The organism is Xanthomonas hortorum (assembly GCF_040279205.1).
GTDB lineage: Bacteria > Pseudomonadota > Gammaproteobacteria > Xanthomonadales > Xanthomonadaceae > Xanthomonas > Xanthomonas hortorum_F.
The window spans coordinates 44,992-64,786 of sequence record NZ_JBEOLS010000001.1 but is presented as its reverse complement, the minus strand read 5'-3'; the positions used below and the strand labels follow the sequence as shown (position 1 = coordinate 64,786).

The following is a 19,795-nucleotide window of genomic DNA, read 5'->3' as shown; positions in this document are numbered from 1 at the left end:
TACCCGATCAGGGCAGCGGAATCTTTTCCAGCAAAGCGGCGACCAGGCGTTCGCCATCCCAGCCTTCGGCGGTGGCCTCGTAGCTGGGCAGCACGCGATGACGCAGCACGTCCGGCGCAATCGCGCGGATATCGTCCGGCGTCACGTAGTCGCGCCCCGCCAGCCATGCACGCGCACGTGCGCAGCGCTCCAGCGCAATCGAACCGCGTGGGCTGGCGCCCCAGGCAATCCGCCGCGCCAATGCCGGGTCGTAGCGCTGCGCATCGCGCGACGCGAGCACGATCTCGATCAGATAGCGCTCAAGCTGCGGCGCCAGATGCACATCCAGCACCACACGTCGCGCAGCGAAGACGTCTTCCAGTGGAATCTTGTCGGGCACCGTCTCGTGCTTTTCCAGCGTATCGCGTGCGGCTTCGCGCGCCAGGCGCAGAATCTCCGCCTCGGCATCCGCCTGCGGATAGCCAATACGCACATGCATCAGGAAGCGATCCAGCTGCGCCTCGGGCAACGGGAACGTGCCCTCCTGCTCGATCGGGTTCTGCGTCGCCATCACCAGAAACAGCTGCGGCAGCGCATAGGTGTGCCGCCCGACGGTGACCTGGCGCTCGCCCATCGCTTCCAGCAGCGCCGACTGCACCTTGGCCGGCGCGCGGTTGATCTCGTCGGCCAGCAAAATCGGATGGAAGATCGGCCCCGGCATGAATTCGAAACGGCTGTCCTGCGGCCGCCAGATCTCGGTACCGGTCAGATCGGAAGGCAGCAGATCCGGGGTGAACTGCACCCGCGCAAAATCCGCTTCCAGCCGCGAGGCCAGCGCCCGGATTGCAGTGGTCTTGGCCAACCCGGGCGCGCCTTCGACCAGCAAATGACCATCGGCCAGCAAGGCGATCAGCAGCCGTTCGACCAGCGCAGACTGGCCCACGATGCGCTGGGTCAGCGACTCGCGCAGCAAGGTGAATTGACGATGCAGCCGGTCCTCGGTGGGCGCGGCGGCGGCTTCTGGGGGTAGCAGCGGCGGTGCGTTCATAGGCTCAGTGTGACCGATTCGAGCGCGATTGGTTCACTGAAGAACAGGAAGATGTTCAGTGAGTGACCGAGTTCATACCAGTCTGCACAGGGAGGCAAAGAAAAAGCCAGGCACATGACATGCCTGGCTTTTTGTGTGCGTGGCATTGTCAACGCGCTGTATCAGCGCACCGCTGATGCCACACGTAGCACCTTCGGTGTAATAAAAATCAACAGTTCTGCCTTGCTCTTGTTACGGCCCCGGCTCTTGAAGAGGTTGCCAAGAAACGGTACGTCCCCCAGGAACGGAACCTTGTTGACGCTGGAACGGTCAGTGAACTCGTAGACGCCACCGATGACAACAGTTTGACCATCATCCACCAGTACGGCGGTGTTGATTTCGCGACGATTGATCGACGGAACCGTACCGTAATTTGGAAGTTCAATTAACTGGTCAACCTCGTCCTTCTTGACATTCATGTTAAGAAAAACGCGATTGTCGTTGGTGATTGTAGGCGTTACCTTCAGTTCCAGGAGCACTTCCTTAAACTGGACGTTAGGCGTTGCTGCCTGCCCTGCGGTGCCACCGGTAATTGTGACATAGCCAATTTCGCGTCCCTGCTTGATGACACCTTCGCGCTGGTTGGAAGTAACGATTCGGGGATTGGAAATTACTTCGCCGCGTCCTTCCTGCTGCAGAGCAGACAATTCAAGATCCAGGTTGAAGTTCGAACCCAGGAGCGTGTAGGCAAGACTCGGGGCGGTTGCTCCACTTGTGAAAGCGCCAGTTGGCAGGTTCACGTTGAGCCCTCTTCCAGCAGCAACACCACCACCTGTTGCGCCACTACCGATTGTCGCAACGTTGTCACCGTAGGTATGAGTGCCACCCAGCCCGAACTTGGCACCCAGGTCCCGCGCAAACGAGTCTGTTGCGATGACAATACGGCCCTCGATCAGCACCTGATCCACCGGGCGATCAATGTGCGAAATCAGCTCGCGCATCTGCGCGACCTTCTTCGGTACATCGCTGATCATCAAGGTGTTGGTACGTTCGTCGGCAACCAGACGACCGCGCGGCGACAGGAAGCCGTTGTCCTGCTGGCCTTGTCCACCACCACCCTGCCCACCACTACCGCCACCAATCCCCTTGGCCTCCGTCAGCGCCTTAAAGATCAACGACGCATTGTGGTAATTGATCTGCACATAATCGGTGATTAGTTCTTCGCGATTCTCGATCGCAATGCGGGCGTCTTCTTTATCCTGCTCAAACTTGGCCAGCTCCGGCTGCGGGGCGACCCACACCACGCCGCCGTCGCGGCGCTTGTCCAGGCCCTTGGCGCGCAGCACGATATCCAGCGCCTGGTCCCACGGCACGTTCATCAGGCGCAGCGTGACATTGCCCTGCACCGTGTCCGAGGCAACGATATTGAGGTTGGACTCCTCGGCGATCAGCTGCAGCACGGTGCGCACCGGCACGTCCTGAAAGTTGAACGTCACCGGGCGGCCGCTGTAGCCGCGCGCAGCGATCTGCGCTGCTGCCTGGGTGACCGCTGCGGGGCTCACGCCACCAACCGCCGGCTGGCCTTTGCGCGGGGTTATCTCGACCACGTACTCGTTGCCGGTCTGATAGGCCAGCGAATCGAACGCGCCCTTGGTCGACAGCACCAGCTGCGAACCGGAACCGGACGGCTTCACTTCAACGCGCTGCACTGGCGTTGCGAAGTCGGTGACGTTGAGCGGGCGCTGCAGTTCGGCAGGCAACCGGGCGTTGCTGATGTCGACCAGCACGCTGTCACCCTGCGTGCGCAGATCCGGGCTGGCGCCCTGGCCGTCGAACTGCAGGATCAGACGGCCTGAACCATCCTCGCCACGTTTGAAATCGATCTTGGACACCGCCAGACTCGCCGGAGCGACCTTGGCCGGATCCTGCGCAGGCTGCTTCAGCGCCGCCGCTGCGAACGCGCTGCCGCTCGCCACTGCCAGCGCGAACCCCAACGCGCAGGCCTGGAACATCGCGTGGCGTCGAACCGGACGCAGCCGCCGGGCATTGGAAAACATCATCGTGCTATCCCCTATCACTTTATTGATCATCCAATGCGAGTGCGGCCGGCCGTTCAAGCCATCCACCCGCACCGTCCGGCACAAGTTCAATCAGCTCGATGCGGTCTTCGTAGACCCCGGTCACCCGGCCATCGCTCTGTCCCAGATACACACCCGGCCGCACCCGGTAAGTCACCTTGTCAGGCGCCATCACCAGCGCGATCAAGCCCGACCCACCGCCAATGGTCCCCACCATGTCGAGGGCGTCGAGCGGATAGGCTTCCAACGGTTCCTTGCGCCGGTTCGGATCCGGACGCGTACCGTTGCTGCCTTCCGCAGTGACCCAGGCATCGCTGAACGGGTCGCGCATCACCTGCGCGGCGTATTCGAATGTCTCGAACTGCTGCATCACCGGCAATGGCTCCAACGGCGGCGCCGGACGTGCGCGCACCTCGGCAACCCAGGCTTCCAGATTCGGCGCATCGCCCGGTGTGCTGGTCACACCGCGCGTGCACGCCGGCAATACAGCAGTTAACGCCACGCAGGACAGGATCTTGAGCAGTTTCATGGTCATTGGCCGCCCTTCTTCGCAGCGTCGGCCGCAGCCTTCTCCTGCTCGGCCATTTCCTCATCGTCCAGATAACGATAGGTCTTGACCGTGCCGGAAAGTTCCAGAGCCCCGCGCGGGGTGATACCGGCCTTTGGGTCCTTCGGCTTGAGGTTGATGTCGTGCATGGTCAGGATCACCACGCGCGGCAGCGAGGCGACACCGCTGACGAAGGCACCGAACTGGTGGTAACTGCCCACCATGCGCAGCGCGATCGGCTTCTCGGCGTAGAACTCCTTCGGCGATTCCGGACCCGGCTGGAACAACTCGTTGGACAGGCCGCTGGACAGCGCGGTCTGCGAGATGTCGATGATCAGATCCGGCATTTCGGTCTTGCTGGGCAGCTGCCGCAGCATCTGCTGCAGCACCTGTTCCATCTGCGCGAGCTGCTGCTTGAGCGGCTCCAGATTCACCGCGCGGCCCTGCTGGGTCTCGAATTCGGTGCGCAGCTGCGTTTCAGTGCCTTCCAGGCCTTCGAGTTCATCGCGCTTGCCGCTGATCAACAGGAACCAGGCCAGCACCATGATGAACAGGCCGACCACCACGCAGAACACGATGCGTGCCTGCTGCGGCCAACCGCCGATGTTGTTGAAGTCCAGATCGCTGAGCTTGAAGGATTTCTTGCTCATGACGCTGCCCCCTGCTGCGCCCGATTGGCGGGCGCCGGCGCTGCCTGCGGTGCTGCCGCAGGTGCGCTCGGCGGCGTTGCAGGCGCAGGCGCCGCTGCAGGAGCAGCAGGCGTGGTACCAGCCGGCGTTGCACCCGGCGCAGCCGGATCCACCACCGCGGGCGCGGTTCCGTTCTTGTCGGCCTCGTTCGGATTGGCCAACTTGACCTTGAGCGTGAACACGTACGGCAGCGCCTTGGTTTCCATCGACGATCCCGCAGGTTGCCCGGCCTTGTCCTGGCTCTTGGCCTCGATGATCGACAGATCAGGATTGGTCATCCAGCCCGAGCCTTCCAGGTTGCGCATGTAGGCACTGACGCGCGCATTGGATTGCGAGCGGCCTTCCAGGGTCAGGATGTCGCCGTCCTGCTTGATGTTGGTCAGCGCCACGCCATCGGGAATGGTGCGCACCAGCGAATCGAACAGATGCACCATCTGCGAGCGATTGGCCTGCAGTTCCTCGATGACCTTCTTGCGCGCAAGCAGGCGGTCCTTCTTCTTGTCGAGCTCCTTGATCTCTTCGTTCTGCGCCTTGACCTTGTCGATCTCGGTGGTCAGGAACGCATTGCGTTCGGTCTGGCCACTGATCTGCGCGTCGTAATAGAACCAGATCAGTCCGGACAGCAGCACGCCAGCAAGCGCTGCAAAGCCGAGCATCGAATAGAACTCACGCTCACGCGCCTTCCGGCGCTCGGCGCGCCAGGGCAATAGATTGATTCTTGCCATCAGTCAAAGCTCCTCAGGGCCAGGCCGGTGGCAATCATCAATGCAGGCGCATCCAGCGCCAGCGCATGGGCCTGAACCTTCGGGCCGAGCGTCATCTGTGCAAGCGGGTTGGCGACCACGGTGGTCACGCCGAGCTGCTCTTCCACCATCTCCGGCAGGCGCGACAGCGCAGCGCAGCCGCCGGCCAGCACGATGCAGTCGACGCGATTGAATTCGCTGCCCGCGTAGAAGAACTGCAGCAAGCGGCTGATCTGCTGCACCGTCGCTTCCTTGAACGGCTCCAGCACTTCGACCTCGTAGCTCTCCGGCAAGCCGCCCTGACGCTTGGCCAGGCCGGCCTCCTCGTAGGTCAACCCGTAACGGCGCATCACCTCGTCGGTGAGCTGCTTGCCGCCGAAGACCTGCTCGCGGCTATACAGGCTGCGACCGGAGCGCAGCACGCTCAGCGTGGTCATGGTCGCGCCGATGTCCACCAGCGCAACCACTGCATCGGCGGCCACCGGCAACTCGCTGGCGACCAGGGCAAAGGCGTTCTCGACCGCGAAGGCCTCCACGTCCATCACCTTGGCAACCAGGCCACCGAGTTCCAGCGCAGACTGGCGCAGTTCCACATTCTCCGAACGTGAGGCAGCCAGCAGCACCTGGACCATGTCCGGGCTGTTGGGCATCGGGCCGAGCACTTCGAAATCGAGATTCACTTCCTCGATCGGGTACGGAATGTAATTGGTCGCCTCGAGTTCGACCTGGGCTTCCATATCGCTGTCGTCCAGATCGGCCGGCATCGGGATCAACTTGGTGATCACCGCCGACCCGGCCACGGCCGCAGCCGCGTTCCTGGCCTTACTGCCGGAACGATTGATGGCGCGGCGAATGGCTTCGCCCACCGCCTCCACTTCGACGATGTTCTTTTCCACGACCGCGTTCGGCGGCAACGGTTCCACCGCGTAATGATCCACGCGAAAACGATTCCCGCTACGTGACAGCTGCAAGAGCTTGACCGCAGTGGAACTGATATCGACACCAATCAGTGGCGATTGACTCTTGGGTAGAAGCCCCACGGAAACTCCCCTGCCGACGGGCACTTGGACGCATGTCTGCGCCCTCGTATTAATAATCAAATTTTAACAGTTGACAAGCCCTTCACGCGCAAAGCAATGGCCCCGCGACGTGATCCCCAGCGCTATCTTCTGCGATCCCCAGAGTTCGGCCCCAGCCAAACCCGGCGTCATCTATACTCTGTGACCAAGAAATCTGCAATCGGAATCTCTCTTACATGCCCCGTATTCGCCGTTGGTTGGGCTGGATCCTGGCCACGCTCGTCGTGCTCGCACTGCTTGGCGCTATTGCTGCCGGCGGCCTGTATTACGCCATTTCCTCGAAGTTGCCGGACGTGCAGTCGCTCAAGCAGGTCGAGCTGCAGGAGCCGATGTACGTCTATGCCAGCGATGGCCGCCTGATGGCCGTGTATGGCGAGACCCGGCGCTACCCGATCCAGATGAAGGACGTGCCGCTGCGCCTCAAGCAGGCCTTTTTGGCGACCGAGGATGCGCGCTTCTACCAGCACGGAGGTGTGGACTACAAAGGCATTGGCCGTGCGGTCTGGCTGCTGGCCACCACCGACGCCAAGCGCGTGCCGGGTGGGTCGACCATCACCCAGCAGGTGGCGCGCCAGTTCTTCCTCAGTTCCGAGTACAGCTACACCCGCAAGCTCGCCGAGATTCTGTTGGCGCGCAAGATCGAGAGTGAACTGAGCAAGGACGAAATCTTCGAGCTGTATCTCAACAAGAGCTTCTTCGGTAACCGCGCCTACGGCGTGGGTGCCGCCGCCGAGTACTACTACGGCAAGAAGATGAGCGAGTTGAGCCTGGATGAGATGGCTTCGCTGGCCGGTATCCCCAAGTTCCCGTCCAGCGGCAACCCGATCAGCAACCCGGAGCGTGCGCAGGAACGGCGCGATTACTACGTGCTGCAACGCATGGCCGAGCTGGGCTTTGTCACTCAGGCCGAAGCCGACGCCGCCAAGGCGGTACGGATGCACGCCAAGCCGCACGAGCCGCCGGTCGAGGTCTATGCCCCTTATGTGGCAGAACTGGTGCGCCAGGAAATGATCGCCAAGTACGGCGGCGATGTGCTCAACAAGGGTTACCACGTCACCACCACCATCGACGCGACGCTGCAGACCGGCGCCGATGCGGCGATCGCAGAAGGCCTGCGCCTGTACGACCACCGGCATGGCTGGCACGGCGTGGAGCAGCATTTCGATGTGGCCGCCGATGCCGATGCGCCGGCACTGGCCAAGCATCTGTCGGGCGTGTTCACCCAGGGCGGCCTGCGCGCGGTGATCGTGGCGCGCACCAATGCCGATGGCGGCGTGACCGTGGTGCAGAGCGACAAGACCGAGTTGACCCTACCGGCCAGCGCCAGCCGCTGGACCAACAAGACGCCGGCCAAGCTGCTGACGCGCGGTGACCTGACCCGCATCCGCGCCGGCGAAAAAGACGGCGAGTGGATCATCGACCAGTTGCCGCGCGGCCAGGCGGCGCTGGTGTCGCTGGACGCCAACAGCGGCGCCCTGCGCGCGCTGGTCGGCGGTTTCAGCTTTGCCGGCAACAAGTTCAATCGCGCCACCCAGGCGCGTCGCCAGCCGGGCTCGAGCTTCAAGCCGTTCGTGTATGCGGCCGCGTTCGAGAAGGGCTTCAATCCGGCCTCGATCGTGCTCGATGCGCCGGTGGTGTTCCGCGACCGCCGCGGCAAGACCTGGTCGCCGCAGAACGACGGCGGCGGTTTCCGCGGCCCGATGCGCCTGCGCGAGGCATTGGTGCAATCGCGCAATTTGGTCTCGGTGCGGCTGCTGGATGCAATCAGCGTCGATTTCGCACGCAAATACATCAGCCAGTTCGGCTTCCAGGAAGCGGAGCTGCCGCCCAACCTGTCGATGTCGCTGGGCACCGCATCGCTGACGCCATTGTCGGTCGCGCGTGGCTATGCGGTGTTCGCCAACGGCGGCTCACGGGTGGAGACCTGGATCGTGGACGAGGTCAAGGACCGCGACGGCAACGTCATCTTCAAGGAAGTTCCGGCCGTGGCCTGCCGCACCTGCGCGACGCAGGGCGGCACCGCCGCACCGGTGAGCCAGGTGGTGGACGGCTTCAACTTCGGCGCGCCTGCGTTGCCCAAGTCGATCGAACCAGCGACCGCAGCGCCGGCCACACCAGCGGAGACCACCCCGGCAGCCGTTGCCGAAACCAAGATCGCGCCGCGCGCCATCGACGAGCGCACTGCGTATCAGTTGGTGTCGATGATGCGCGACGTGGTCCAGCGCGGCACCGGCACCGCGGCCAAGGTGCTGGGGCGTGAGGACGTGGGCGGCAAGACCGGCTCGACCAACGATCACCGCGACGCCTGGTTCTCCGGTTTCGGCGGCCCTTACGCCACTACGGTGTGGGTGGGTCGCGACGATTTCCGCTCGCTCGGCTATCGCGAGTACGGCGGCAAGGCCGCACTGCCGATCTGGATCGACTACATGCGCGTGGCGCTGAAGGACAAGCCGATCGCCGCCAACGACCCGCCCGACGGCATGACCCAGGCCACCATCAACGGCGCGGTGGAATGGGTGAAGAACGAAGATCTCGATCGTCTGCAGGATTACGACTACGGCCTGCAGGAACAGCAGGACGAGAAGGCATTCGATATTTTTTAAGAGCCGGGATTGGGGATTCGGGATTGGGGAATCGCGGCGGCATCGCCAGTTCGGTTCCCCGATCGGCTTAGCGGCATCGACTGTCTCCAGTCGCAGTAGAGGGTACTGGGCAATCACCTTTGCGTGATTGCCCTTCAAGGGAAAACAGGCCGCATTCGCCACGCCGTCATGCGGCTGTTGTAGAGTCGAACCAGGTTCATTAGGGGAGCCCGGTCATGCACCACGCGCGCGAGCACGCCGATACGCGAACCCGAGAGCGTCGCCACCGATTGGCGCACGAAGCCGCCCGGCTGATGGCCGAAGGCGGCATCCGCGATTTTCATCAAGCCAAGCTCAAGGCGGCCAGCCGATTGGGCATCCATGACGATGCATCGCTGCCACGCAACCGCGAGATCGAAGACGCATTGCGCGAATATCAACGTCTGTTTGCCGGCCCCGCGCATGGCGTGCGACTACGCCAGCGACGCGAGGCCGCATTGCGTGCACTGGAGTTTCTCGGCCCGTTCCAGCCGCGACTGACCGGCCCGGTGCTCGATGGCACCGCCGACGCCAACGCGCCGGTGCAATTGCAGCTGCATAGCGACGATGCAGACGCAGTGCAGCGGTTTCTCGAAGAACACCGCATTCCGGCCGAATTACGCACGCGCCGGCTGCGCCTGGATCGCGAACGCAATGGCGAGTTCCCGGTGTGGCTGTTCAGTGCAGAGGATCTGACCTTCGACCTGACCGTGCTGCCCTACGACGCGCTGCGCCAGGCACCGCTATCGCAGCTGGACGAAAAACCGATGCCGCGCGCATCGGCCGCGCAAGTACGTCAGCTGCTGGCCGACGAGGACGGCCGCAACTCTCTGCAACAGCTGCGCTGACCGCAGCTCGCCGTAACGATCGGCGACCGACCGCAACGCCCCACCCATCAAAGCAAACGCCCCGCAATGCGGGGCGCTGGTTCAAGCAGACAACCGCAAGCGCTTAGCGCTGGCCGGCGTCCTTATAGTCGCGCTGGTCGTAGCCGGTGTAGATCTGGCGCGGACGGCCGATCTTCATTTCCGGGTCGACCTGCTGTTCCAGCCAATGCGACACCCAGCCGGCGGTGCGTGCGATGGCGAACATCACGGTGAACATTTCCACCGGGATATTCAGCGCCTTGTAGATCAGGCCCGAGTAGAAGTCGACGTTCGGGTAGAGCTTGCGCTGCACGAAGTAGTCGTCCTTCAACGCGGCTTCTTCCAGCTTCAGCGCCACTTCCAGCAGCGGGTCGTTGACGCCCAGCTCGCCCAGCACCTTGTGGGTCATCTCGCGGATGATCTTGGCGCGCGGGTCGAAGTTCTTGTAGACGCGGTGACCGAAGCCCATCAGACGGAACGAGGAGTTCTTGTCCTTGGCCTTGGCCACGGCGGACTCGACGTTGTCGGCGGTGCCGATCTCTTCCAGCATCTTCAGCACGGCTTCGTTGGCGCCACCATGTGCCGGGCCCCACAGCGCGGTGATACCGGCAGCGACCGAGGCATACGGATTGGCACCGGTCGAACCGACCAGACGCACGGTCGAGGTCGAGGCGTTCTGCTCGTGATCGGCATGCAGGATGAACAACAGATCCAGCGCCTTGGCGACCACCGGATTGATCTCCAGCGGCTCGCTCGGCACTTCGAACATCATGTGCAGGAAGCGGTCGACGTAGTTGAGGTTGTTGCGCGGGTAGCGGATCGGCCAGCCGATCGAATAGCGATACGCAGCAGCAGCCAACGTCGGCACCTTGGCGATCAGACGGATGGCAGCCTGACGGCGCTGCTCCGGATCGTTGAGGTCCAGGGTGTCGTGATAGAACGCCGACAGCGAGGCGACCGAACCGGCCAGCATGGCCATCGGGTGCGCGTCGTGGCGGAAACCACCGAGGAAGTTCTTCAGCGACTCATGCATCATCGTGTGATGCGTGACTTCGTGGTCGAACTTCTGGAACTCATCCGCCGTCGGCAGTTCGCCGTTCATCAGCAGATACGAGACTTCCAGGAAGCTGGACTTCTCGGCCAACTGTTCGATCGGGTAGCCGCGATACAACAACACGCCGTTGTCGCCATCGATGTAGGTGATGGCCGACTTGCAACTGGCGGTGGCGGTGAAGCCCGAGTCGTAAGTGAACAGACCGGTTTCTTTGGTCAGCTTTGAAATATCGACGCAATCATTGCCAAGCGTGGGCTTGAGTACCGGCAGAACAACCGACTTGTCGCCGGCGTTGAGCGTGACCTGATCAAGATCGGACACTGTGTACGCTCCTTCAGTGGAAGGCGCCTGTCACCAAATGGGCAGGCACGTGATGGAAGTCCAGGGCATCGCCCCGGATCACGTCATTATCGCACAGCAACATTTTGGCCGTCGCTTGGACAGAAGTCGTAGACGCACCCGTCCGGGGCGTAAAAACGAAGTTGTCACCGCGCAAAAAAACAACGGCCGCGCAATGCGCGGCCGTTGCCGGTACAGCCCGTCCTGCAAGTTCAGCGCGCGTAGCGCTTCTGGAACTTGTCGATACGGCCGCCGGTGTCGATCACCTTGTGCTTGCCGGTATAGAACGGGTGCGATGTCGAGGAGATATCCACCTTGATCAGCGGATAGTCCTGGCCGTCTTCCCACTTCACGGTCTCTTTCGAGCTCATGGTGGAACGGGTCAGAATCTTGAAATCGGACGTCACGTCGTGGAAGACGACGTCGTTGTAGCTGGGATGAACGTTATCTTTCATGGACTTGGCGCCGGGCTGCCTGGATAAGCCGGTCATTATAGCGGCCTACCTTTGCCCGGCGCAAGCTGCGTCCTAACCCGCTGCCAACGCCGCCTCGACCAGACCATGGAACCGCTGGCGGTCGTAGTCCAGCAGCAGGTTGGCGTTGTCGGGCGCGCCATCTCGGCGATTCCAGTCCACCACGGTCATGCCGCGGGTGTGGGTGCCGGCCAGCTCGATGTGGACCGGCCGCCGCTCCAGCCGCTGCGCGCCCTCCGGATGCAGCGCGAAGGCCATCGCCAGCGCATCGGCGGCGTACCAGTGCTCGCCACGGCTGTCTTCGGACCACAGCCGGGTCTTGCGCGAGATTTCCTCGTAGAACGTCGCGCGTGCAGAGTCCGTCGCTAGCCATTGCTCGACATCGCGATGCAGCAGGCCGTGCGCGATGGTGGCCTCCCAGTCGGCGACATCGAACTGTGGAAAACCGCGGAACACGATATGCGCCGCCTCCGGGTCGAAGCCGATATTGAATTCGGCCGCCACGGTGATATTGCCGTGCCCGGTCAGCGCCCCGCCCATTACCACCAGCCGCGCCACGCGCTGCGGCAGGGTCGGATCCAGGGTAAGTGCCAGGGCAAGATTGGTCAGCGGACCGAGCGCGACCAGCAACAGCTTGCCGGCGTGTTCGTGCGACAGGCGCAGGATGGCCAGCGCAGCGTGCTCGGCCTCGGCGGTGCGCCTGGCCGGCGCCAGGCCGACATCGCCAAAGCCATCGATGCCATGCACATGCGCCGCATCCACCGACGGATGCAGCAGCGGCTGCGGGCAGCCCGCGTAGACCGGCACATCGTCACGACCCGCCACCTCGCAGACCTTCAAGGCGTTGCGCACGGTGTGCTCCAGGCCCACGTTGCCGGCGGCGATGGTCAAGCCGACCACCTCATGACGGGTGTCGTTGAACGCCATCAGCAGCGCCAGCGCGTCGTCCACACCCGGGTCGGTGTCGATCAGCAGCGGTATCTTTTTTGTCATGGGATTCGGGATTGGTCATTCGGGATTCGTTACCGCATCTTCGCAAGGATCGGCCGGGCACGCGAATCCGTTACACACCCAGATCGCAGCGACCCGGCTTTTACGAATCTCCAATCTCTAATTACCAATCCCCGCTTCACGCTCACGCAGCTGCGTAACGCACCGCACTGCCGATCCAACGCGCAACCACACGATCGGCAATCTCCGGCGCTTCGGCCAGCAGGCGTTCGGCAAGCACCTGCACGCGCGGCAGCAGCCCGGCATCGCGGGCCAGATCGGCAATGCGAAAACTCGCCAGACCGGTCTGACGGGTGCCCAGCAATTCGCCAGGGCCACGCAATTCCAGATCCTTTTCGGCGATCACGAAGCCGTCGTTGGTCTGGCGCATGGTTTCCAGGCGTTGCCGCGCCATCATCGACAACGGCGCCTGATACAGCAGCACGCAACTGGACGCAGCCGCGCCGCGGCCGACCCGTCCGCGCAGCTGATGCAACTGGGCAAGACCCAGGCGCTCGGCGTTCTCGATGATCATCAGCGAGGCGTTGGGCACATCCACGCCCACTTCGATTACGGTGGTGGCGACCAGCAGATCGGTGTGGCCCTGCTTGAAATCCAGCATGGCTTTTTGTTTTTCGGCCGGCTTCATGCGGCCGTGCACCAGCGCCACGCGCACGCCCGGCAACTGTGCCGATAGCGCTTCAAAGGTGACCTCTGCGGCCTGCGCTTCGATCTTTGGCGGGCCAGGCGGCGCGCCTTTGCCGGGCTCTTCGCTTTCTTCGATCAAGGTGCAGACCCAATACGCCTGGCGCCCTTCGGCGCAGGCGGCGCGGATGCGCTCTACCAGATCCGGGCGACGTTCTGCGCTCAAGACAATCGTCTGCACCGGCGTGCGCCCCGGTGGCAGTTCGTCAATGGCGGAAACATCCAGATCCGCGTAGGTCGACATTGCCAAGGTGCGCGGGATCGGCGTAGCGGTCATCACCAACTGATGCGGCACGCTGCCGGCAGCCGCACCCTTGTCGCGCAGGGCAAGCCGCTGATGCACACCGAAGCGGTGCTGCTCGTCGATGATGGCCAGCGCGAGGTCGTGGAAGACCACCGCCTCCTGCATCAATGCATGCGTGCCGACAACGACCTGCGCCTGGCCGGAGGCCACCTCGGCCATCGCCGCAGCACGCGCCTTGCCGGTGACCTTGCCGGCCAGCCAGACGATACGCACGCCCAGCGGTTCCAGCCAGCCACGCAGGTTGGTGAGGTGCTGCTCGGCCAGCAATTCAGTCGGCGCGGCCAGCGCCACCTGTTTGCCCTGCTCCACCGCCAGCATCGCCGCCAACGCGGCGACCACGGTTTTACCGCTGCCGACATCGCCCTGCACCAGCCGTAGCATCGGCGATGGCTTGGCAAGATCGCGCGCAATCTGCTCGAACACGCGCTGCTGCGCGCCGGTGAGCTGGAACGGCAATGCCGCGCGCAGTTGCTGCACGAGGTTGCCATTGCCAGGCAGCCTGGGCGCATGAAAGCGCTGCAAGGCGATGCGTTGGCGGCGCAGGCTGAGTTGATGCGCCAACAGTTCCTCGATCGCCAGGCGTTGCTGGGCCGGATGGCCGCCCGCGAGCAGTTGCTGCGGGTCGGTGTTGACAGGCGGGCGATGCATGGTCAGCAGCGCCTCGCGCAAGGAGGGCAGTTGTTCGTCCTGCAGCCAATGCGGGGGCAGCAATTCCAGCGCGGCCTCCGGCGGCAACCGCTCCAGCGCCTGGCCGATGAGCTTGCGCAGCGTGGCCGGCCCAACGCCCTCCAATACCGGATAGACCGGATCCAGGCTATCGCCCAGCCCGGCGTCTTCGCCCTCCGCCAGCACACGGTAACTGGGGTGAACGATTTCCCAACCGTTCTGCCCCGGCTTGGGTGTGCCGAACACCCGCACCCGCGTGCCCGGCGCGAACTGCGCCACCTGGGCCGCGCGGAAGTGGAAAAAGCGCAGCACCAAAGTGCCGTGCGAGTCGTCCGACACCGCTACCCGCAGCACCGGCCGGAAGCGGAAGCCGCGCTCCATCGCATCGACGCGGCCTTCGATCTGGGCCGGCACGCCGCCCTGCAACTGCGCGATCGTGGTCAGCCGCGTGCGGTCTTCGTAACGCAGCGGCAGATGCAGCCACAGATCCTGCAAGGTAAAAATGCCACGCGCAGCGAACTTCTCGGCCACTTTCGGGCCGACCCCGGGCAGGCTGGACAGCGACGCCTGGCCTGCGACGGCCAGGCTCGGCGTGACGGTGAGCGCGCGTGGCACGGCAGATCGAATCGGATCAGTCGAACTGGATCACTCGAGCACCATCACCGCATCGACTTCGAAACCGGCGCCCTTGGGCAGACCGGAGACTTCGATGGTGGAACGCGCGGGGAACGGCGCCTGGAAATACTCCTGCATCACCGCGTTGACGGCGGCGAACTGGCCGAGATCGGTCAGGTACAGGCCTAGGCGCACGATCTTGTCGAGCGAGCCGCCGGCTGCTTCGGCCACCGCCTTGAGGTTGTCAAAGCAGCGACGCGCTTGCGCACCGATGTCGCCCGGCACGATCTCGCCGGTCGCCGGATCCAGCGGGATCTGCCCGGAGAAATACACCGTGTTGCCGGCACGCACGGCCTGCGAATACGGGCCAATGGCGGCCGGCGCCTGGTCGGTATGGATGATCTGGGACATGGAAACTCCGCTGCAAAGGTGTGTGCAGCAGTTTAGGCGTTTGTGCGGATTTGCTCGACTGTTGCGCGCTTTTTACTGACGGCCGACGCTTTGCACCACATGCAAGCGCCGCAGCCGGCGCATCACTTCGGCCAGATGGCGGCGGTCGCGGACCTGGATGTTGAAACGCAGCACCGCCGCATTGAAATCGCGGTCCAGGTAATCCACACGCTCGATGTTGGACTGGCTCTGCGCAATCGCCGCGGCAAGCTGGGCCAGCACGCCGGTGCGGTTTTCCACCTCGACCACCAAGGCGGTGTCGTAATCGCCGGTGACGCCCGAATCCCAGTCGATCGGCACCCAGCGTTCGGGCGATTTGCGCAGTTCGGCCAGGTTGGTGCAATCCAGCCGGTGCACCACGATGCCTTTGCCGGCGGTGTGGTAGCCCATGATTTCGTCGCCGGGAATCGGCTGACAACAGTTGGCGAAGCTGATCACGCCGCGCTCGCTGCCGTCGATCAGGATCTTTTCGTGCGAATGCTTGGAATGACCGCCGCCGCGCAATTCGGCATAGGCCATCAAGGCCTGCGCGGCCTGGTTGGGCATCCAGTTGCCCAGCGCCACGTCGGCCAGCAAGGCTTCCAGGCGCGGATAGCGGTGTTCGCTGAGGAAGGCGTCCAGGCGGCCCTTCGGCAGCCGTTCCAGCGAGCTGTCCATCGCTTCCAGCGCGCGGTCGAGCATGCGGTGACCGAGCTGCACGGCATCTTCGTGTTCGAGTTGCTTGAGCTGGTGGCGGATCGCGGTGCGCGCCTTGCTGCTGACCACAAATTCCAGCCACTGCGGCTTGGGCGTGGCCGAGCGCGCGGTGATGATTTCCACCGCCTGCCCGCTGACCAGCTTGGTGCGCAAGGGCACCAGCTTCTTGTCCACGCGCGAGGCGACCGCGCGGTTTCCCACGTCGGTATGCACCGCGTAGGCAAAATCGAGCGCGGTGGAATTGCGCGGCAACGCCAGGATCTTGCCCTTGGGCGTGAACAGATAGACCTCGTCCGGAAACAGGTCGACCTTGACGTTGTCCAGAAACTCCAGCGACGAGCCGGCGGCGCGCTGCGAATCGATCAACTCCACGATCCAGTCGTGCGCGCGGCTCTGCGCGCTGTTGGGCGAGGTGGAGCCGACCTTGTAGGTCCAGTGCGCAGCCACGCCGCGTTCGGCGATCAGGTCCATCTCTTCGGTGCGGATCTGCACTTCGATCGGCGAGCCGTACGGGCCGAACAACACGGTGTGCAGCGACTGGTAGCCGTTGGCCTTCGGGATCGCGATGAAATCGCGAAAGCGCCCGTCCAGCGGTTTGAATGTGGCATGCACCGCGCCGAGTGCGTGATAGCAATCGGCCACCGAACGCACTACCAGTCGGAAGCCGAACACATCCATCACCTGGTCGAAGGATTTGTTCTCTTCGTGCATTTTGGAATAGATGCTCCAGGGCGTCTTGATGCGACTGACCAGACGATGTTCAAGCCCTTCCTTGGCCAGCCGCTGCGACAACTGCACTTCCACCTGCGCCATCGATTCGCGCCGCACCACCGGCTGGCTGCGGATGTGCTTTTCGATGATGGCGTGACGCCACGGATACAGCGCGCGAAAGCCCAGGTTCTGCAACTCGGACTTGATCAGGCTCATGCCCAGGCGCTGTGCGATGGGCGCATAGATTTCCAGCGTTTCGCGCGCGATGCGGCTGCGCGCCTCGCTGCTCTGCGCGCCCAGCGTGCGCATGTTGTGCAGGCGGTCGGCCAGCTTGATCATGATCACGCGCAAGTCGCGCGACATCGCCAACAGCATCTTGCGGAAACTTTCCGCCGCCGCTTCCTGGCGGTCGCGGAACTTGAGCTTGTCCAGCTTGGTGACGCCATCGACCAGCTCGGCCACCGCTTCGCCGAACTCCGATGCCAACTCTTCGCGGGTCAGCGGCGTGTCTTCGATGGTGTCGTGCAGGATCGCGGCGATCAGCGATTCCATGTCCAGGCCGAGCTCGGCGAGTACGCCGGCCACGGCGACCGGATGGGTGATGTAAGGCTCGCCCGACTTGCGGGTCTGGCCGGCATGCGCGGTGGCCCCTACTTCCCAGGCACGGCGCAGGATCGGCAGCTGCTCCTTGGGAAGATAGCTGGCAGCGCGTTCAAGGTGCAGGACGTAATCGGGGATGGCCGGGTCGGGAGACGAGGACGTCACGACGGTCGCCTGGGCAGTGGGGCCTGGGTTCATGGCGGAAGACTATGCCAGCGGCGCAGTCACGGCAAACGTTTGCGCACTACGCGCGCGAAAGCGGCCCGCAAACGCAAACAGCCCGCACAAGGCGGGCTGTCCGGACATCGTCGGCCACCGCGGTGGCTGGTGACGATCAGTCGTCGTTCTTGGACATGTCTTCGTCGGCGACCACTTCGGCGGCGGCCCATTCCAGCGCTTCGCGCTCGGCGCGCTCGCGCTCGGCCTTCTCGACTTCATCGATCAGCGCGTTGTCGATCCGGCGTGCGGCGATTTCGCGCAGTGCCATCACGGTGGGCTTGTCGCTGGCGTCGGCATTTTCGATCAGCGGCTGCACGCCGTTGGCGAGCTGACGGGCGCGCTTGGAGGCCATCATGACCAGCTCAAAACGGTTGTTCACGACTTCCAGGCAATCTTCTACGGTAATGCGGGCCATGCGGGCTCCCGGCGACCAGCAACGGCCGCGCATCGAATGAGGGAAAGGGGGCGGAGTGTACGCCGGGGCCGCTGGGCGGGCAACCGGCTGTCATTCAGTTTGCTTTGGAATCAGCCACTTGGAACAAATCGATCAAGACGCAGCGCCGTCCTGGTGCGCAGAACAGCCCCGCACGCCTGGCCCGGCCGTTTCCCTAAGCCGCAGCGACACGCAGGCCGAGTGCCGATGTTCAGCTGCAGCGTCATCGCGCCGTGACACCGAGGATCGCCGCTCCACATACCACACCAGGAACTCAGTCAAGTAGCGCCTGGATCAGGCCGGCATGCCGCTGCTGCTGCGCCTGCCGACGCAGCCGGCTGGCGGTGAAGATGGCGCACATCTCCGACACCGCCGTCTCGAAGGTCTCGTTGATGATGACGTAATCGAATTCTTCGAAGTGCAGCATCTCTTCGCGTGCGGCGGCCAGGCGCTGCGCCATCACGTCCTCGCTGTCCTGCCCGCGCTTGCGCATGCGCTCGTCCAGCGCCTGGCGCGAGGGCGGCAGGATGAAGACACTGACCGCGTCGGGGACTTTCTGGCGCACCTGGCGCGCGCCCTGCCAGTCGATCTCCAGCAGCACGTCGTGGCCGGCGGCCAGCTGCGGCTCCACCGACTGCCGCGCGGTGCCCTTCCAATCGCCATGCACCAGCGCATATTCGAAGAAGTCGCCCGCTTCGATCATGCCCTGGAACTCGTCGGCGGAGACGAAGTGGTAGTGCTCGGCATGCCGCTCGCCGGGCCGCGGCGCGCGCGAGGTGAACGAGATCGACAAGGCAATCTTGGGATCACGCGCCAGGGTGGCGTTGACGATACTGCTCTTGCCGGCGCCGGAGGGGGCCGCAACTATATAGAGGGTGCCGCGCATAGGTCGGGGATTCGTGATTGGGGAGTCGGGATTCGCAAACGGGTTGCGGGCCGGTGCCACCGGGGTCGATATGCTACCGGGATTGGCCGCAGCACGCCGACGCATGCCAGTTGCCGTCAACCAATCACGAATCCCCAATGCCAAATCCCGGCTACTCGATGTTCTGCACCTGCTCGCGGATCTGGTCGATCAGCACCTTCAGATCCACCGCGGCATTTGAGGTGCGGCTGTCCACCGACTTGGAGCCCAGCGTATTGGCTTCGCGGTTGAATTCCTGCAGCAGGAAGTCCAATCGACGGCCGACCGGTTCGCGCTGCTTGAGCACGCGGCGGATCTCGGAAATATGGCTGGACAGGCGGTCGAGTTCTTCGTCCACGTCGAGCTTTTGCAGCCACAGCACCAGTTCCTGCTCGGCGCGCCCCGGGTCCACCGGATGCGGCAGATCGGCCAGGCGTGCGGCGAGCTTGGCGCGCTGGCCTTCGCGAATGGCCGGAATCAGCGTGCGCACTTCGGCGGCGATGCGTTCGATCGCATCCACCCGCTCGCTGATCGCCTCGGCCAGCTTGCCGCCTTCACGCTCACGGGCGGCGACGAAACTGTCCACCACCTCATCGAGCAATGCCAGGGCCTGCGCCTGCAGCGCCGGTGCGTCCACGTCCTGCACCTGCAGCACGCCGGGTAGCTGCAACAGGTCGGTAAAGCCGACCTGTAACTTGGGAAACACACCGTCGAGCCGCGTGGCCAGTGCGCCCAGTTCCTGCAGCAGGGATTCGTTGACGGCCAGGGTCTGCGCGTTGTCCGGCGCGCGCAAGCGCAGCGCCAGATCCAGCTTGCCGCGGCTGTTTTTTGCGGCCACGCGTTCGCGCAGCATCGGCTCCAGCGCACGCAGTTCTTCGGGCAGACGCACGCCCACTTCCAGAAACCGGTGGTTGACCGAGCGCAGCTCGCAACCGAGCGTGCCCCAGGGCGTGATGCGTTCGCCGCCAGCAAACGCGGTCATGCTTCGAATCATCGTCAGTCCCGTG

The 19,795-nt window shown here is 63.8% G+C and carries 17 protein-coding genes; 2 read left to right on the top strand and 15 right to left on the bottom strand.

Annotation, left to right across the window (positions count from 1 at the left end; translation table 11 throughout):
* Nucleotides 1–7: 7 nt before the first annotated feature.
* From ABS769_RS00295 to ABS769_RS00270, 6 genes are all read right to left on the bottom strand, one after another.
* Nucleotides 8–1,027, bottom strand: a complete 1,020-nt coding sequence (locus tag ABS769_RS00295; protein WP_023902584.1) for an AAA family ATPase — start codon at nucleotides 1,025–1,027, stop codon at nucleotides 8–10.
* Nucleotides 1,028–1,188: 161 nt separating this feature from the next.
* Nucleotides 1,189–3,066 (bottom strand): type IV pilus secretin PilQ, encoded by a 1,878-nt coding sequence (locus tag ABS769_RS00290; protein ID WP_317059780.1) that lies wholly within the window; start codon nucleotides 3,064–3,066, stop codon nucleotides 1,189–1,191.
* A 19-nt stretch (nucleotides 3,067–3,085) separates the two neighbouring features.
* Nucleotides 3,086–3,619, bottom strand: coding sequence for a pilus assembly protein PilP (locus tag ABS769_RS00285; RefSeq protein ID WP_023902582.1), 534 nt, complete (start codon nucleotides 3,617–3,619; stop codon nucleotides 3,086–3,088).
* A complete protein-coding gene (locus tag ABS769_RS00280; RefSeq protein WP_317059779.1) occupies nucleotides 3,616–4,281 on the bottom strand; it encodes a type 4a pilus biogenesis protein PilO in 666 nt (221 codons plus the stop codon). The genes ABS769_RS00285 and ABS769_RS00280 overlap by 4 nt, the downstream gene beginning before the upstream one ends.
* Nucleotides 4,278–5,045 (bottom strand): PilN domain-containing protein, encoded by a 768-nt coding sequence (locus ABS769_RS00275; RefSeq protein ID WP_317059778.1) that lies wholly within the window; start codon nucleotides 5,043–5,045, stop codon nucleotides 4,278–4,280. The genes ABS769_RS00280 and ABS769_RS00275 overlap by 4 nt, the downstream gene beginning before the upstream one ends.
* Nucleotides 5,045–6,103, bottom strand: coding sequence for a pilus assembly protein PilM (locus tag ABS769_RS00270; RefSeq protein ID WP_043888921.1), 1,059 nt, complete (start codon nucleotides 6,101–6,103; stop codon nucleotides 5,045–5,047). Before ABS769_RS00270 ends, ABS769_RS00275 begins: the two co-directional genes overlap by 1 nt.
* Nucleotides 6,104–6,318: 215 nt before the next feature.
* Between ABS769_RS00270 and ABS769_RS00265 the strand changes: the two genes are divergently transcribed.
* Complete coding sequence (locus tag ABS769_RS00265) at nucleotides 6,319–8,745, top strand: penicillin-binding protein 1A (RefSeq protein ID WP_317059777.1); 2,427 nt, start codon at nucleotides 6,319–6,321, stop codon at nucleotides 8,743–8,745.
* A gap of 215 nt (nucleotides 8,746–8,960) precedes the next feature.
* Nucleotides 8,961–9,611: a hypothetical protein gene (locus ABS769_RS00260; RefSeq protein WP_268214283.1), complete on the top strand. Its 651-nt coding sequence runs from the start codon at nucleotides 8,961–8,963 to the stop codon at nucleotides 9,609–9,611.
* Nucleotides 9,612–9,714: 103 nt separating this feature from the next.
* On the opposite strand, the gene ABS769_RS00255 is transcribed toward ABS769_RS00260, so the two are convergent.
* The 9 genes from ABS769_RS00255 to ABS769_RS00215 form a co-directional block, all read right to left on the bottom strand.
* On the bottom strand, nucleotides 9,715–11,004 hold the full coding sequence (locus tag ABS769_RS00255) for a citrate synthase (protein ID WP_168958753.1): 1,290 nt from the start codon (nucleotides 11,002–11,004) through the stop codon (nucleotides 9,715–9,717).
* A 230-nt stretch (nucleotides 11,005–11,234) separates the two neighbouring features.
* On the bottom strand, nucleotides 11,235–11,477 hold the full coding sequence (locus tag ABS769_RS00250; RefSeq protein WP_317059776.1) for a type B 50S ribosomal protein L31: 243 nt from the start codon (nucleotides 11,475–11,477) through the stop codon (nucleotides 11,235–11,237).
* Nucleotides 11,478–11,549: 72 nt separating this feature from the next.
* Nucleotides 11,550–12,488 (bottom strand): nucleoside hydrolase, encoded by a 939-nt coding sequence (locus tag ABS769_RS00245; protein ID WP_317059775.1) that lies wholly within the window; start codon nucleotides 12,486–12,488, stop codon nucleotides 11,550–11,552.
* 142 nt (nucleotides 12,489–12,630) lie between these two features.
* A complete protein-coding gene (gene recG / locus ABS769_RS00240) occupies nucleotides 12,631–14,775 on the bottom strand; it encodes an ATP-dependent DNA helicase RecG (RefSeq protein WP_168958751.1) in 2,145 nt (714 codons plus the stop codon).
* Between the two features lie 30 nt (nucleotides 14,776–14,805).
* Nucleotides 14,806–15,186 carry a RidA family protein gene (locus ABS769_RS00235; protein ID WP_006451364.1) on the bottom strand — a complete coding sequence of 127 codons (381 nt, stop codon included), beginning with the start codon at nucleotides 15,184–15,186 and terminating at the stop codon, nucleotides 14,806–14,808.
* A gap of 72 nt (nucleotides 15,187–15,258) precedes the next feature.
* Entirely contained in the window at nucleotides 15,259–17,430 is a 2,172-nt protein-coding gene (locus ABS769_RS00230; protein WP_006451365.1) for a RelA/SpoT family protein, read from the bottom strand.
* Nucleotides 17,431–17,566: 136 nt separating this feature from the next.
* Nucleotides 17,567–17,866: a DNA-directed RNA polymerase subunit omega gene (rpoZ, locus tag ABS769_RS00225; protein WP_002812428.1), complete on the bottom strand. Its 300-nt coding sequence runs from the start codon at nucleotides 17,864–17,866 to the stop codon at nucleotides 17,567–17,569.
* Nucleotides 17,867–18,158: 292 nt separating this feature from the next.
* Nucleotides 18,159–18,770, bottom strand: coding sequence for a guanylate kinase (gmk, locus tag ABS769_RS00220; protein WP_043888920.1), 612 nt, complete (start codon nucleotides 18,768–18,770; stop codon nucleotides 18,159–18,161).
* Nucleotides 18,771–18,921: 151 nt separating this feature from the next.
* Nucleotides 18,922–19,782: a YicC/YloC family endoribonuclease gene (locus ABS769_RS00215; RefSeq protein ID WP_317059773.1), complete on the bottom strand. Its 861-nt coding sequence runs from the start codon at nucleotides 19,780–19,782 to the stop codon at nucleotides 18,922–18,924.
* Between the last annotated feature and the right edge of the window lie 13 nt (nucleotides 19,783–19,795).